Source organism: Galbibacter pacificus (genome assembly GCF_029603165.1).
Taxonomy (GTDB): domain Bacteria; phylum Bacteroidota; class Bacteroidia; order Flavobacteriales; family Flavobacteriaceae; genus Galbibacter; species Galbibacter pacificus.
On record NZ_JAQSVC010000003.1, the window covers coordinates 442,121 to 456,203 of the forward strand.

Sequence of the window (14,083 nt, forward strand, 5' to 3'; positions counted from 1 at the left end):
AACTCTTTATATGTGTTTTAAGAAAACTTTTTTTCAATAATTTCTAAAAACCTGTTTTCATAAGCTTCTTTTCCTTCCCAATTATCGTAATCCGGCTTTATCATTTCAACAATAAACTGATGGACATCTTCGTAAGAATCCATAGTATTGATTTGAGATATCACCCGGATATAATCTTCATCGCTATTGTTGAACAAGTGTTTGGTAAATGCCAATTTATCATTCAGCCCAATAGAAAGGCCCGCTTTTAACCGATTGTTTAGCGACGATGCCCTTTTTTCTACCGTTATGGTATTTCCACTGGACATTTTTGGTGTTACCACCTCCATGTCCCTTTTTACAAAGGTGGGCTCGGGCAATATTCCCGATAAAATTTCGTCCAAGGTTTCTTCTTCGGGCATTTCTTCAACCATATCCCGTATGGTATCTATTACGGGCGTCATAATTGCATCTTCATTGGGATTGCTTTCGGGCACGTCCGAGTTTCCTTTCAACACCGAATTGGCTAATTGCTCAAACTTGTCGGCTACTTCGTTCCTGCCGGTTGTTGGCTGGATTTCCCCAAAATTATCTTCGACAAACTTCAACAACGTAAGTTTTTCATACAGTTCCCTGCTTTCGGTGTGCATGGTGGCCAGATCTTCCTTTCCCTTTAATTTCAAGACTCGATGAGCTATGCTTATCAACTCTGCTTCTAATTTCTTTTTCATGACTGCTTTTTTGTGTTTTGAGACTATTCTGTTCTTACAGCAATTTTTTTATAACCTGTATTTTAATATGCATATAAGATAGTTATTTTTTAATAATTATTTACTTAAAGTCTTCTTAAGCCATAAATAATGGGTTGTTAAATACCGCAACATGAACAATTACAATGAAATATCGACGGTATATTAAAAACTTTGTATTTGTTGATATTATTTCTCTTTTCTTAAATTTAGACTTTAATTATTTGCTTAAGTTTGTTTAGTTTTTTCTCAAAAAGAAATCTCTTTTCTTTTTCGCCTAGAAAATTACAAAATGTTTCTCGAAAATACAGTAAATCATAAAGAGCAATTTGGCTGGATAGAAGTCATTTGCGGGTCTATGTTTTCCGGTAAAACGGAAGAATTGATCCGAAGGCTTAAACGCGCCCAGTTTGCAAGGCAAAAGGTTGAAATTTTCAAGCCCGCGGTAGATGTGCGCTATGACGACGAAATGGTAGTTTCTCATGATGCCAACGAGATTAGGTCTACTCCGGTTCCTGCTGCGGCCAACATCCGTCTTTTGGCAGATGGCTGTGATGTTGTGGGAATAGACGAAGCCCAGTTTTTTGATGATGAAATTGTTTCGGTATGCAACGACCTTGCCAACAAAGGGGTGCGTGTAGTTGTTGCGGGCCTGGACATGGACTTTAAGGGGAATCCGTTTGGGCCAATGCCGGCATTAATGGCCACTGCCGAATACGTTACCAAAGTACATGCCATTTGTACCCGTACCGGAAACCTTGCCAATTACAGCTTTAGAAAATCCACCAACGACAAATTGGTACTGCTGGGAGAAACAGAAGAATACGAGCCCTTGAGCAGGGCCGCTTTTTTTAAGGCCATGCTTCGCGAAAAAGTAAATAAAATGGACGTTAAAGATCCTGAGGATATTTCTTTAAAAGAAAAGGTTAAAAAAAATGACGATGACGCACACCAGGGAAACCACACTGGAAATTAACCTTCCGGCAATAAAACACAATTACAACTTATTAAAGGGCAAAATTAAACCCACTACCAAATTCATGGCTGTTGTAAAAGCCTATGCCTACGGAAGCGATGCCCCTAAAATTGCCATTTTTCTTGAAAAACTAGGTGTAGATTATTTTGCAGTTGCCTACACCGACGAAGGTATTGCACTACGAAATGCCGGTATAACCAAACCTATTTTGGTATTACATCCGCTTCCAGTTCATTTCAACGAGATTATAAATTATAGACTAGAACCAAGTTTATATAGCTTTAATGTTTTGGAAGTTTTTTTGGAGGCTGCCAAAAACGAAAAAGAGTATCCAATTCATCTTAAATTTAACACCGGCCTCAACCGTTTAGGATTTGTTAAAATGGACATAGCGCTTATTTCAGGGAAGCTTCTTCATCAAAAAAACGTTTATGTAGCATCTGTATTTTCTCACTTGGGAGCTTCGGAAGATTTAAATGAAAAAGATTTCACGATGCGGCAAATCCTTTCATTTAAAGAAATAAAAGCATCTTTGGCCGAGAAATTTTCGCATAAACCCCTATACCATTTGTTAAATACATCCGGAATATTAAATTATACAACTAGTGCACAGTTTGATATGGTCAGGAGCGGTATCGGGCTGTATGGTTTTGGAAACGACGCACAATACGATGCTTTGTTTAAAACAGTGCTCAGCTTAAAAAGTGTTATTTCACAGATACACAATATTGCCCCTGGTAACAGTATCGGGTACAATCAAGGGCATATTGCCGATAAGGCTATGAAAACAGCCACCATTCCATTGGGCCACGCCGATGGAATAGGGCGCCAGTACGGAAAAGGCAAGGCACATGTAACCATTCATGGCCATAAATGCCCCATAGTTGGTAATGTGTGTATGGACATGCTCATGGTAGACGTTTCCGAAGTGCAATGCAAGGAAGGCGACGAAGTGCTGGTTTTTGGCAAAAGTCCTACCGCCGGTGAATTTGCGGCAACAGCAGGCACCATATCTTACGAACTCATTGCGGGCATTTCCCAGCGGGTACGGCGCAAAATAATTACACATTGAGCACCTCCAAATAATAAGGCTGTTATATTTTTTCTAGTTATGAAGCAAAAAATGGCTTCACTTGTTGACTCTTTCAATACTTATCGTATTTTTTTATATATTTAGTCATTGACTAATCAACAAAATAATTTATATGGGATTCTTTAAAGATTTTAAGGCCTTTTTGCTTAAAGGTGACATTGTAAACTTGGCCACTGCTGTTATCGTTGGTGGCGCCTTTGGAAAAATCGTAACTTCTTTGACCAAAGATATTTTAATGCCGCCTATAGGGATGCTTCTCGGCGGTGTAAAATTTACCGAACTTAAAATTGTATTGAAAGATGCTGTCCTAAATGGTGAAGAGATGGTCTCGGAAGCCATTACCATCAATTATGGCCTTTTTATACAAACGGTTATAGATTTTATAATTATCGGTTTTTGTATCTTTGTGGTACTGAAAGCCTATGAAAAAACCAAAAAGAAAAAAGAAGAAGTTCCTGCAGCACCCGCCGGGCCAACTACCGAAGAATTGTTAATTGAAATTCGTGACGAGTTAAAAAAGCAAAATACCAAATAAAATACCCCTTTTCGGGGCAAACCGCTGCACAAGCAATAGTAATTAAAGCCACGCCCATAAAGCGTGGTTATTTTTAATTCAATCGATAATTATAACATTTTGTTACGATTAAAACAATTGTTGTTTTTCCGATGGTAGAACCGTGAATATTAACTACTTTTGTCTTCAAATAAAATGTAGAAGACATCATAATTAAATAAAACATGAAAATAGCTGTTGTAGGGGCTACCGGAATGGTAGGCGAGGTAATGCTTAAAGTTTTAGCGGAACGCAATTTCCCGATTACCGAATTATTAGTTGTAGCATCAGAAAGATCTGTAGGTAAAGAATTATCCTTCAAAGGACAAACATATAAAGTAATTGGTTTGGCCGATGCGGTGGCCGAAAAACCGGATATTGCCATTTTTTCGGCTGGTGGTGGCACTTCTTTGGAATGGGCACCAAAATTTGCAGATGCCGGTGTAACCGTTATCGATAACTCTTCGGCATGGCGCATGGACCCCACCAAAAAATTGGTGGTCCCGGAAATCAATGCCAACGAATTAACCCCGGAAGATAAAATCATTGCCAATCCAAACTGTTCCACCATACAAATGGTAATGGCCTTGGCCCCACTGCACAAAGCCTATAAAATGAAGCGCGTGGTAGTTTCTACATATCAATCTATTTCAGGGACAGGTGTTAAAGCCGTTAAACAGCTGGAAAATGAGCTTGCAGGCGTGGAAGGTGAAATGGCTTATCCATATCCGATCAACAGAAATGCTTTGCCGCATTGCGATGTTTTTGAAGAAAATGGATATACCAAAGAAGAAATGAAACTGGCACGGGAGCCTCAAAAAATATTCGGCGACCACTCATTTGCAGTTTCGGCTACTGCCGTTCGTATTCCAACATCTGGCGGACATTCGGAAGCTGTGAATGTACAGTTTGAAAATGATTTTACTTTGGCAGACATTAGAAGGTTGCTAAACGACACCCCGGGGGTCGTGGTTCAGGACAATCCAGATACCAATACTTACCCAATGCCCATTTATGCACATGATAAAGACGAGGTTTTTGTTGGAAGAATTAGACGGGATGAATCACAACCCAACACCTTAAATATGTGGATTGTAGCCGATAACCTTCGAAAAGGTGCGGCCACCAATGCAGTTCAGATTGCTGAGTATTTGGTAAAAAACAATCTTGTATAAAGAAGATTCTGTAAAAATATGTTAAAAAAGCCCTTTTCCTGATATGGTCAAGGGCTTTTTCTTTAAATTATCCCCGCTAATTTTAATCAATCCAATGGAATGAAGTAGGCTATATCCTAAATGCTCAGTGCCATATTCCATATTGACCTTTAAAAACAATAAATTTGAACCCATGAAACAATTAATCGCTTTTGTGGTAGTTGCGGGGATTTTAAATTCTTGTGATACCACAGAACCTAAAAAAAAGCTCGCCTTGAAATATCCAGCTACTAAAAAAGTAGATACCATAAACTCTTATTTTGGAACTGAAGTAAAAGACCCGTATCGTTGGCTTGAAGACGACCGCTCTGATGAAACGGCCGCATGGGTAAAAGCCGAAAACGAAGTAACGTTTGGCTATCTTGAAAGAATTCCTTTTAGGGAACAGCTAAAAAAACGACTGGAGCAATTATGGAACTACGAAAAACTCTCGGCACCTTTTAAAGAAGGCGATTATATGTATTACTACAAAAACGACGGCTTGCAAAACCAATATGTGGTATACCGAAAAAAAACAGGCGATAACAAAGAAGAAGTTTTTCTTGATCCCAATACTTTTTCTACAGACGGGACCACATCTCTTAGCGGTTTAAGCTTCTCCAAAAGCGGAAAATTGGCTGCCTATTCCATTTCTGAAGGTGGTAGCGACTGGCGAAAAATCATTGTAAAAAATGCGGAAACCAAGGAAATTATTGAAGATACGCTTGCAGATGTAAAATTTAGCGGTATTTCGTGGAAAGCAGATGAAGGCTTCTATTATTCCAGTTACGATAAACCTAAAGGAAGCGAACTTTCGGCAAAAACCGATCAACATAAGCTTTATTACCACAAACTCGGCACTCCGCAAAAGGACGATAAACTTATTTTTGGGGGAACCGAAGAACAAAAGCATCGTTATGTAGGGGGCAATGTCACCGAGGACAACCGCTATTTAATAATCAGCGCATCTATATCAACCTCTGGGAACAAACTTTATTTAAAAGATTTAACAAAGGAAAATGCTTCCTTAATACCTATTATTGAAACTACGGAAAGCGATACATATGTTATAGAAAATAAAGGTTCCACATTGTTCCTGTTAACCGATTTAGACGCTCCCAATAAAAAAATCGTAACCGTCGATGCCTCCGCTCCAACCCCGGAAAACTGGAAAGATTTTGTCCCTGAAACAGAATATGTGTTAAATCCAAATACAGGAAGCGGATATTTTTTTGCCGAATATATGGTTGATGCCGTTTCTCAAGTGAAACAATACAATTATAAAGGGGAACTAGTTCGGGACATTGAACTTCCGGGACTGGGAAGCATTGGTGGCTTTGGCGCCAAGAAAAAAGACAAAGAACTCTATTATTCATTTACCAATTACAATACCCCGGGGAGTATTTATAAATTTAACCCGGAAACGGGAGAATCTGAGGCTTATTGGAAACCTAAGATCGACTTCAATGGCAACGATTATGAGTCTGAACAGGTATTTTACACTTCAAAAGACGGCACAAAAATCCCCATGATCATAACCTACAAAAAAGGGATTGAACTCAATGGGAAAAACCCGACCATTCTTTATGGTTATGGAGGTTTCAACATTAGTTTAACACCTTCGTTCAGTACAGCAATGGCGGTATGGCTGGAACAAGGTGGGATTTATGCTGTACCAAACCTTCGTGGCGGTGGCGAATATGGAAAAAAATGGCACGATGCCGGCACAAAGCTCCATAAGCAAAACGTGTTCGACGATTTTATTGCCGCTGGCGAATATTTAATCGATCAACATTACACCTCTTCCGAATATTTAGCCATTCGTGGGGGTTCTAATGGAGGGCTTTTAGTGGGTGCCACTATGACACAACGCCCAGACCTAATGAAAGTAGCCTTACCGGCTGTAGGTGTTTTGGACATGCTCCGCTACCACACTTTCACCGCAGGGGCCGGATGGGCCTATGATTATGGCACCGCAGAGGACAGCAAAGAAATGTTTAATTACTTAAAAGGCTATTCCCCTGTCCACAATGTAAAAAAAGACACACGATATCCAGCCACATTAATTACAACGGGAGACCACGACGACCGTGTAGTACCGGCACATAGCTTTAAGTTTGCTGCCGAATTACAGGAAAAACAACAAGGCAAGAACCCTGTTCTTATCCGTATTGAAACCAATGCGGGGCATGGTGCCGGTACCCCGGTGAGCAAAACCATCGATCAATATGCAGATATTTTTGGATTTACCCTTTTCAATATGGGTTATAAAGAACTTCCAAACCAAGCTGCTTTAAAAGAATTTAAAAACTAAACCCAACACATATGATAAATAAAACAATCTTTTTGGCAGCCTTTCTGGCTTTTATTTCTTTAGCGCAAGCACAAACACAACAAGAAGTTGTAGATGCCATTGTAAAAGAGGCCTCAGAAAACTCTCAATTAAAGGAGCTTGCCTTCGAACTCATGGACGGTATTGGTCCGCGTTTGGTAGGCACTCCACAAATGCAACAGGCACACGATTGGGCCGTAAAAAAATACAGCTCTTGGGATATCACGGCCGAGAACCAACAATGGGGTGAATGGAAAGGCTGGGAACGTGGCATAACCCATATCGATATGGTTTCCCCTCGCGTAAAATCTATCCAAGGAATGCAGTTGGCATGGAACCCAAGCACTTCTAAAAAAGGAGTTACGGCAGAATTGATCATCCTTCCCGAAGTAAAAGATTCCATTGACTTCCAGAAATGGCTTCCTTCAGTAAAAGGAAAAATAGTAATGGTTTCCATGAAACAACCTACCGGAAGACCCGATGATAATTGGGAAGAATTTGCAACCCCTGAATCTTTTGAAAAAATGAAAAAAAACAGGGACTCCCTTGAAGATGCATGGCGGGACAATATGCGTAAAACCGGATATACGCGCAGAACGTTGCCCGAGGCCCTGGAAAAAGCCGGCGCCGTTGGTATTGTACAATCGTATTGGTCCAAAGGCTTTGGGGCAAACAAAATATTTAGCGCCGGAACAAAAAAAATCCCTATGGTCGATGTGGCCCTGGAAGACTACGGAATGCTTTACCGCTTGGTGGAACACGGTAAAAAACCCGAAATTAAAATTGTTGCCGAATCTAAAAATTTAGGCACTGTGCCCACTTTCAACACCATTGCAACCATCAAGGGTATGGAAAAACCCGACGAATATGTAATTCTATCTGCCCATTTCGATTCTTGGGATGGCGGTACGGGTGCTACCGATAATGGTACGGGAACCATTACCATGATGGAAACTGCGCGTATTCTTAAAAAAATATACCCAAACCCTAAACGGACTATTATTATTGGTTTGTGGGGAAGCGAAGAACAAGGGTTAAACGGGTCGAGGGCCTTTGTAGAAGACCATCCTAAAATTGTTGCGAACGTACAAGCCGTTTTTAATCAAGATAATGGAACGGGACGCGTAGTAAATTTATCAGGGCAAGGGTTTTTAAATTCTTATGAATATTTGGGAAGGTGGCTACATGCAGTTCCCGAAAGCATCACAAAACAAATTGAAACACACTTTCCCGGTACTCCCGCGAGAGGCGGATCAGATTATGCCTCGTTTGTGGCCGAAGGCGCTCCGGCATTTTCCTTAAGCTCCTTAAGTTGGGCTTATTGGAATTATACATGGCATACCAATCTGGACACTTACGACAAAATTGTTTTTGACGATGTGCAAAACAATGTCATTCTAACCGCTATTTTAGCATATATGGCCTGTGAAGATCCGCAAAAAACATCCAATGTAAAAAGTGTTTTACCAATTGATGACGAAACAGGAAAGCCACGCGAATGGCCAGAAGCAAGAGAACCAAACAGAAAAGGTGGATTGGACTAACAAACCTGCCAAAAAGAGACGGTTCCGACCTCTCCAAAAAGAGATAAAGCGGAAACCTCAAGGTAAAGCCGTCGAGGAATTTTAAGATTCAAAATATTACAAACCCCTTAAAATGAATTGGATTCTTTTTAAGGGGTTTATTTTGTTCGTATTTTTAGTCCATCAACAGGTTCTGTATTAAAAAAGTCAAACAGGGTAAAAATGAAAACATATATATTGTTACTTCGTGGGATAAATGTAGGCGGACATAGAAAAATAAAAATGGCCGATTTAAGGGCTACATTGGAAAAAATCGGGTTTCAAAAAGTGGCTTCTTATATTCAAAGCGGGAATGTTATTTTTTCTTCAGATGAAAGCGACGTTTCAAAAATTCAGCAAAAGATAGAACAGCACATTGCAGCCCATTTTGGGTTTGATGTCAAGTGCTTTATTATTTCTGAAAAAAAATTTACCGCTATTATAAAGAACAATCCCTTTTTAAAAAAAGGCGAACCTATTGAAAAATTGTACTGCACCTTTTTAGAAGGTACTCCTCTACCAGAATCCATACAAAACTTAAATGAATACCGTGTTGATGATGAAGAATATACGCACCGCGATAATATCCTATACTTTTGCTACCATAACGGTTATGGAAAAGCAAAAATTTCCAATCCGTTTATAGAGAAAAAATTAAAGCTTGGCGCTACCACACGAAACTGGAAAACCATGCTTAAATTACGGGATATGATTTAAAATTCATAATCAATATCTTTACCAAAAACTTTCCTGGAATGCTTGAAGTAAAAAACGTTTCTTTTCAATATAAAGAGGCCCCCGTCTTAAAAAATATCAGCTTTAAACTTCAAAAAGGAGAACACCTATCCATTATTGGCGAAAGTGGTTCTGGAAAAAGTACATTGCTCAAAATAATTTATGGTTTATATCATCTAGAAAAAGGAACATTATATTGGGGCAACAAGCAACTTATGGGTCCGAATTACAATATTGTGCCGGGGGAAGATTTTATAAAATATGTTGCCCAGGATTACGATTTGATGCCCTTTATTACCGTTGAAGAAAACGTGGGAAAATTCTTGTCAAACTTTTATTTGAGAAAAAAGAAAAAGCGCATCGCCGAATTATTGGAAGTCGTTGGCATGACAGCCTACGCCAACACCAAGCCCACAGAGTTAAGCGGTGGGCAACAACAACGCGTAGCTATTGCAAAAGCCTTGGCCAACAAACCCGAATTACTGCTTCTTGATGAGCCATTTAGCAATATTGACAATTTTAAGAAAAACCGACTGAGACGTGATTTATTTACGTATTTAAAGTCGCAAAACATAACTTGCATTACGGCCACACACGACAATACAGATTCCTTGGCTTATGCCAATGCAACAATGGTTTTAAAAGCAGGCAAAAAGGTTGATTTTAATAACCCAAAAGAGCTTTACCAAAGGCCAAAAAACCGCTATGTGGCTTCTTTGTTTGGCGAAGTTAATGAAATTGCCATGAACCAACTTATCGAGGGTGATTCTTCAACAAAAAAAATTTTACTATATCCCCACGAGCTAAAAGTTATACCTACATCTATTTTTAAGGTGAAGGTAAAAACCTGTTATTTTCAAGGTTCACATTACTTAATTGAAGCTAAAAGAAAAAGGAAAACTATTTATTTTAACCATCCAAAAGCGTTGCCTATAGAAAAAGAGATATCGTTATCTATTTTAAAAAATAACTAAGGTATCTTTAATTATTGGCTATCTTTAAATTCCCTATAAATAGTTGAGCTCCTTGATCCATATCAAGTGGGGCACTTACATAAAAGTACTTTGTCGGTTTGTTCAAGAACATCTTGGCATCCAACAATTTAGACTTGTCAAGATACAACCGCATTTGATCCCCATCTACAGCAATGGAAACGTGTATTAAAGCATTTCCATAGTTATCCAAAGGAAAGTCCAATGTATTGCTGACTTTTGTATCACTGCTGCTATTAGATACGGCCCTGTTCCAAAAATGTAGTTCTGTTGATGTTATGGAATTATCATTATAAGCATCGGATATCCATGAACGGACAGCATTGTCTTTACTGAAACCAAAATTCATCCCGCCTATATCTTTAGCTTTATCGCTTCTTGTAACGATATCAAACTCCAAGGTAAACTTTCCTTTGGGCATGGCCAATAAAGTATCGAGCTTAAAACTGGACCGGTCTCCCAGTTTTAGCCATTTCCCGGGAAGTCCCGGTATTTCGACAATAGATCCGGTGCCATTGGTTTTCCAATATCTGGGCATGGAACCAAGGTTTTCGTTGTCATAATTATCCTGAAAATATATATTACTTCCCGGAACGAAAGAAAAAACTTCTTCCACGTAAGGCACCTGTCCTTTTGAAGCATTTCCCTGAGCAGTACTTTCTTCCTCATCGGTTGAACCATTTAACATATCATCGGTTACGTCCACAGCCTTCTTTTCTACCTTATCCTGGATCTTCTTCCAAAATTGGGCATTTGTGGTAATTGGGGAGAATGCAAATAATAATAGTAAACCCGGAAGAATCGTTATTTTTTTCATTGTTTTTTGTTTTTGGCTGTATTTAGACTATAAAAATATACAAATATCCCGTCCCTTACAATGTAAGTAAGAAATTTCATGAAAAAAGCCGGAGCCTGACCTTAGTCAACGCCCCGGCTTTTCAACCTAAAACTTAACTATAATTTTTATTAGTTCTCTTCTTCTGGTGCGGGCTCTTCTGCTCCGGCCTTGGTATAAGTAAGCGTTATTTGTGTTTGGATTACTTTTCCGTCTACATCTTCGATACGCACGTTGGAATCAATCGTATAGCTTGTTCTTTGTGCATCAAAATCCAACGCTAGAATGTCCTCAAAACAGTTGTAAACAAGTCCCAACGTATCTCCTCCAAGTTTCCATGTTCCGGCAATAGACCCGGCACCTTCACAATCTTCCTCGTTTTGACCTGCACTGTATGTAAAAGTCCTGTCGGAATTATATTCGTATACCTGATCGTTTTGGCAAGCGGTTTGTTGTGCAAATATATCCGTACTTGGGTTGTCTTCGTCATCATCGGTGAGGTCTACTTCTTCATCGGCTTCTATGGCCGACAATCTCCATTCTCCTACAAATGCTGTTTCAGCTTCAGACAAAGCTCCCGTATAATCCGGAACACAATTGTCAGAATCGTCGTCCGTACAGCTTACAAATACACCCATAAGGGCAACAAACAACGTTGTTGCAATTAGTTTTTGATTTTTCATTTTTTGCTATTAAGTTTTGTTATTCAACCTATAGAAGCGAAAAACGAAAAAAGGTTGCGTACATACTTGTTAATTTTTATAAGAAATTACGCGTTGCTACCAAATTTCCAGAATGGTAAACTTTGAAGATTGAAAAGAGACAATGTCTTTGTTGGTTTTTCCAACAAGTAATTTACCAATTGGCGACTGTGGTGAAATACAATAGATTTTTAAATTGTTTATGATTATTTCTCCTAAGGAAACTGCAATAAAATAAGTATGTTCACTTGTTTTAACCAAACTCCCAATAATTACCTTTTTATTACTTTCTTCGGAAGTTCTATTGAAATTGATACGCGAAAATGTTTGAAGCATTTCTTCAATTTCCTTTAAGCGAAATCCTGCTTTTTCACGTTCCAACTGAAGCATGGCACGGCCGGTTTCATGCTTGTCGCCCGCACTGCTTTTTGTCTCAGAGGCCAAAGATTCTTCAATACTCTTGATGCTTTTCTGTATTTGGTACATCCTCTTGTTTAAAAGCGCAAGGCATTCTTTTATGAGTTGTTGTTTAATTTCGTCCATAATTATTACTATGTTTTACTTCGGCAACGAAAAAGCTCCATAATAACCCATTTGAGTCACGATCCATTCTTTTCTTTGCTGAATATAGTTTGATGCCGGCGCAGCTTTCATTTTTAACGGGTTTGGCAATATGGCCGCAATGGCAGCAGCTTCGTATTTTGACAGCCCCCCTGCTTTTTTATGAAACCAATATTGAGAAGCGGCCTCGGCACCATAAATACCATTCCCCATTTCGATGCTGTTTAAATACACCTCCAAAATATGTTCCTTGCCCCAAAGTTGTTCTATTAAAAATGTAAAATACACTTCAAATCCTTTACGTATCCAACTACGGCCCGGCCATAAAAATACATTTTTAGCGGTCTGCTGACTTATGGTGCTGGCACCACGAAGCTTTCCGCCATCGGAAGCTTTATTGATTACCTTTTCGATTGCCTGAACATCAAAACCATTGTGGTAAACAAATTTTTGGTCCTCACTACAAATCACCGCCAATTGCAGGTTTTTGGAAATTTTATCCAACGCAATCCACTCATGTTTCCATACAATCGCTTTATCCGATTGTTTTTGTTGAATGCTTCTTATTACCATAAGGGGTGTAACTGGCACCGGAACCCATTTATACAAGAGTACAAGCCCCAAGCTAATTATTACAAACCAAACCAATAGCTTAAAAATAAAACGCAGTAATTTTTTAAACATGTTCTATAGTTATTTTTGCCAATTCTTCGCCTACTTGGGCGCCAATGGCTATACCCATACCCCCTAAACGGACCCCACAAAAAATATTGTTTGAAAGTGCCTCTATAATAGGTTTCTTTATACTTCCAACACCCATAATACCACTCCACGAATAATCTATTTCGGAGACTGTATTTGGTAAGATAACTGTTTTTAGAATTTCTTTTAACTTATTTTGAATTGTTTCGGTCGTCCCAAATTCTGCGGTTGCTTCTTTTTTAAAATCTAAATTTCTACCGCCGCCCAGAAGAATGCGGTTATGTATGTTCCTGAAATAATAATATCCTTTATCCAAATGAAAACTCCCTTTTATATGAAGGTTTTTTATCGGTTTGGTAATAAGTACTTGGGCACGGGCCGGTTGTATGTCCTCAAATTCTTTCAATGAGAGAAAGCCATTGGTAGCCAGGCACAATTTTTGGGTATAGAAGTTGGTAAGGTCGGTTTGTACCTCAACATGGGAACCGGCATCATCATAACCGAGCATTTCTGTGCCATATAAAATTTTAATCTTTTCTTTAATGCATTTTGAATAAAGTGCATACATCATTTTCCCGGTATCAATCTGCCCTTCAAAAGCATTTGCCATATAATAATCTTGGATTCCCGCAAAACCAAAGGAATTCTTTTCAACGGAGAAAACTTCTTTTTTAAACAAGGGGAATAAAAGGTTATTAATCCGATTTCTGTTTTCCAAACAGGCCTCATAAAGCTCCGGGTTGCCTTCTTGAAACAACTCAAATCCGCGATGGTGCCTGTAACCGATACCTTTGCTCCCAAGACCTTTTTTAAGTTTTTGCAATCCCAGGTACCGCTTTTCAACCAGGCTCACCATTGCTTCTTCGGTTTGCGTATTAAGATCGTCCAGCAATTCTGAAATGCTTCCAAAACAGGCAAATCCCGCATTTTTAGTACTGGCTCCTCTGGGAAGCAACCCGCGCTCCAAAACCACGATTTTGTTTTTTGGATATTTTTTGCGAAGCGACAAAGCACAATGGAGCCCTACAATACCACCACCGATTATTGTAAAGTCTACCTTGGAAAAATAGGTTTCCTGCTCCCAATATGACAATTGAAATGACATATCCCTAAGGTAAAC

Annotated in this window: 15 protein-coding genes; 8 read left to right on the forward strand and 7 right to left on the reverse strand. The window is 39.1% G+C overall.

Going from position 1 to position 14,083, the window contains the following annotated elements; genetic code table 11:
* Window positions 1-17: 17 nt before the first annotated feature.
* Window positions 18-710 (reverse strand): DUF8457 domain-containing protein, encoded by a 693-nt coding sequence (locus tag PSF86_RS10365; RefSeq protein WP_277900003.1) that lies wholly within the window; start codon window positions 708-710, stop codon window positions 18-20.
* Window positions 711-1,020: 310 nt separating this feature from the next.
* Here PSF86_RS10365 and PSF86_RS10370 point away from each other — a divergent pair, with 310 nt between their 5' ends.
* From PSF86_RS10370 to PSF86_RS10385, 4 genes are all read left to right on the forward strand, one after another.
* On the forward strand, window positions 1,021-1,704 hold the full coding sequence (locus tag PSF86_RS10370; RefSeq protein WP_277900004.1) for a thymidine kinase: 684 nt from the start codon (window positions 1,021-1,023) through the stop codon (window positions 1,702-1,704).
* Window positions 1,670-2,776 carry an alanine racemase gene (alr, locus tag PSF86_RS10375; protein ID WP_277900005.1) on the forward strand — a complete coding sequence of 369 codons (1,107 nt, stop codon included), beginning with the start codon at window positions 1,670-1,672 and terminating at the stop codon, window positions 2,774-2,776. The genes PSF86_RS10370 and alr overlap by 35 nt, the downstream gene beginning before the upstream one ends.
* A gap of 133 nt (window positions 2,777-2,909) precedes the next feature.
* Window positions 2,910-3,332: a large-conductance mechanosensitive channel protein MscL gene (gene mscL, locus PSF86_RS10380; RefSeq protein ID WP_277900006.1), complete on the forward strand. Its 423-nt coding sequence runs from the start codon at window positions 2,910-2,912 to the stop codon at window positions 3,330-3,332.
* A gap of 203 nt (window positions 3,333-3,535) precedes the next feature.
* Window positions 3,536-4,525, forward strand: a complete 990-nt coding sequence (locus PSF86_RS10385; RefSeq protein WP_277900007.1) for an aspartate-semialdehyde dehydrogenase — start codon at window positions 3,536-3,538, stop codon at window positions 4,523-4,525.
* A gap of 21 nt (window positions 4,526-4,546) precedes the next feature.
* Here PSF86_RS10385 and PSF86_RS10390 read toward each other — a convergent pair whose 3' ends face one another.
* Window positions 4,547-4,699: a hypothetical protein gene (locus tag PSF86_RS10390; RefSeq protein WP_277900008.1), complete on the reverse strand. Its 153-nt coding sequence runs from the start codon at window positions 4,697-4,699 to the stop codon at window positions 4,547-4,549.
* Between PSF86_RS10390 and PSF86_RS10395 the strand changes: the two genes are divergently transcribed.
* From PSF86_RS10395 to PSF86_RS10410, 4 genes are all read left to right on the forward strand, one after another.
* Window positions 4,698-6,857, forward strand: coding sequence for a prolyl oligopeptidase family serine peptidase (locus PSF86_RS10395; RefSeq protein ID WP_277900009.1), 2,160 nt, complete (start codon window positions 4,698-4,700; stop codon window positions 6,855-6,857). The genes PSF86_RS10390 and PSF86_RS10395 overlap by 2 nt on opposite strands.
* Window positions 6,858-6,868: 11 nt before the next feature.
* Complete coding sequence (locus PSF86_RS10400) at window positions 6,869-8,419, forward strand: M20/M25/M40 family metallo-hydrolase (RefSeq protein WP_277900010.1); 1,551 nt, start codon at window positions 6,869-6,871, stop codon at window positions 8,417-8,419.
* A 201-nt stretch (window positions 8,420-8,620) separates the two neighbouring features.
* Window positions 8,621-9,154 carry a DUF1697 domain-containing protein gene (locus PSF86_RS10405; protein WP_277900011.1) on the forward strand — a complete coding sequence of 178 codons (534 nt, stop codon included), beginning with the start codon at window positions 8,621-8,623 and terminating at the stop codon, window positions 9,152-9,154.
* A gap of 38 nt (window positions 9,155-9,192) precedes the next feature.
* Window positions 9,193-10,146, forward strand: coding sequence for an ABC transporter ATP-binding protein (locus PSF86_RS10410; RefSeq protein WP_277900012.1), 954 nt, complete (start codon window positions 9,193-9,195; stop codon window positions 10,144-10,146).
* 7 nt (window positions 10,147-10,153) lie between these two features.
* On the opposite strand, the gene PSF86_RS10415 is transcribed toward PSF86_RS10410, so the two are convergent.
* The 5 genes from PSF86_RS10415 to PSF86_RS10435 all read right to left on the reverse strand — a co-directional run bounded on the left by PSF86_RS10415 (window position 10,154) and on the right by PSF86_RS10435 (window position 14,068).
* The gene (locus PSF86_RS10415) at window positions 10,154-10,981 is read right to left on the reverse strand and encodes a hypothetical protein (RefSeq protein WP_277900013.1); all 828 of its coding nucleotides are present in this window, start codon (window positions 10,979-10,981) and stop codon (window positions 10,154-10,156) included.
* A gap of 149 nt (window positions 10,982-11,130) precedes the next feature.
* On the reverse strand, window positions 11,131-11,682 hold the full coding sequence (locus PSF86_RS10420) for a DUF5004 domain-containing protein (RefSeq protein WP_277900014.1): 552 nt from the start codon (window positions 11,680-11,682) through the stop codon (window positions 11,131-11,133).
* Between the two features lie 96 nt (window positions 11,683-11,778).
* The gene (locus tag PSF86_RS10425) at window positions 11,779-12,243 is read right to left on the reverse strand and encodes a GreA/GreB family elongation factor (protein WP_277900015.1); all 465 of its coding nucleotides are present in this window, start codon (window positions 12,241-12,243) and stop codon (window positions 11,779-11,781) included.
* A gap of 15 nt (window positions 12,244-12,258) precedes the next feature.
* On the reverse strand, window positions 12,259-12,945 hold the full coding sequence (gene mtgA, locus PSF86_RS10430) for a monofunctional biosynthetic peptidoglycan transglycosylase (protein ID WP_277900016.1): 687 nt from the start codon (window positions 12,943-12,945) through the stop codon (window positions 12,259-12,261).
* A complete protein-coding gene (locus PSF86_RS10435; protein ID WP_277900017.1) occupies window positions 12,938-14,068 on the reverse strand; it encodes an NAD(P)/FAD-dependent oxidoreductase in 1,131 nt (376 codons plus the stop codon). The genes mtgA and PSF86_RS10435 overlap by 8 nt, the downstream gene beginning before the upstream one ends.
* Between the last annotated feature and the right edge of the window lie 15 nt (window positions 14,069-14,083).

Excerpts from the sequence above, each read along its gene's own strand:
- PSF86_RS10365 (WP_277900003.1), bottom strand. The coding sequence starts at position 710 with ATGAAAAAGAAATTAGAAGCAGAGTTGATAAGCATAGCTCATCGAGTC.
- PSF86_RS10370 (WP_277900004.1), top strand. The coding sequence starts at position 1,021 with ATGTTTCTCGAAAATACAGTAAATCATAAAGAGCAATTTGGCTGGATA.
- alr (WP_277900005.1), top strand. The coding sequence starts at position 1,670 with ATGACGCACACCAGGGAAACCACACTGGAAATTAACCTTCCGGCAATA.
- mscL (WP_277900006.1), top strand. The coding sequence starts at position 2,910 with ATGGGATTCTTTAAAGATTTTAAGGCCTTTTTGCTTAAAGGTGACATT.
- PSF86_RS10385 (WP_277900007.1), top strand. The coding sequence starts at position 3,536 with ATGAAAATAGCTGTTGTAGGGGCTACCGGAATGGTAGGCGAGGTAATG.
- PSF86_RS10395 (WP_277900009.1), top strand. The coding sequence starts at position 4,698 with ATGAAACAATTAATCGCTTTTGTGGTAGTTGCGGGGATTTTAAATTCT.
- PSF86_RS10390 (WP_277900008.1), bottom strand. The coding sequence starts at position 4,699 with ATGGGTTCAAATTTATTGTTTTTAAAGGTCAATATGGAATATGGCACT.
- PSF86_RS10400 (WP_277900010.1), top strand. The coding sequence starts at position 6,869 with ATGATAAATAAAACAATCTTTTTGGCAGCCTTTCTGGCTTTTATTTCT.
- PSF86_RS10405 (WP_277900011.1), top strand. The coding sequence starts at position 8,621 with ATGAAAACATATATATTGTTACTTCGTGGGATAAATGTAGGCGGACAT.
- PSF86_RS10410 (WP_277900012.1), top strand. The coding sequence starts at position 9,193 with ATGCTTGAAGTAAAAAACGTTTCTTTTCAATATAAAGAGGCCCCCGTC.
- PSF86_RS10415 (WP_277900013.1), bottom strand. The coding sequence starts at position 10,981 with ATGAAAAAAATAACGATTCTTCCGGGTTTACTATTATTATTTGCATTC.
- PSF86_RS10420 (WP_277900014.1), bottom strand. The coding sequence starts at position 11,682 with ATGAAAAATCAAAAACTAATTGCAACAACGTTGTTTGTTGCCCTTATG.
- PSF86_RS10425 (WP_277900015.1), bottom strand. The coding sequence starts at position 12,243 with ATGGACGAAATTAAACAACAACTCATAAAAGAATGCCTTGCGCTTTTA.
- mtgA (WP_277900016.1), bottom strand. The coding sequence starts at position 12,945 with ATGTTTAAAAAATTACTGCGTTTTATTTTTAAGCTATTGGTTTGGTTT.
- PSF86_RS10435 (WP_277900017.1), bottom strand. The coding sequence starts at position 14,068 with ATGTCATTTCAATTGTCATATTGGGAGCAGGAAACCTATTTTTCCAAG.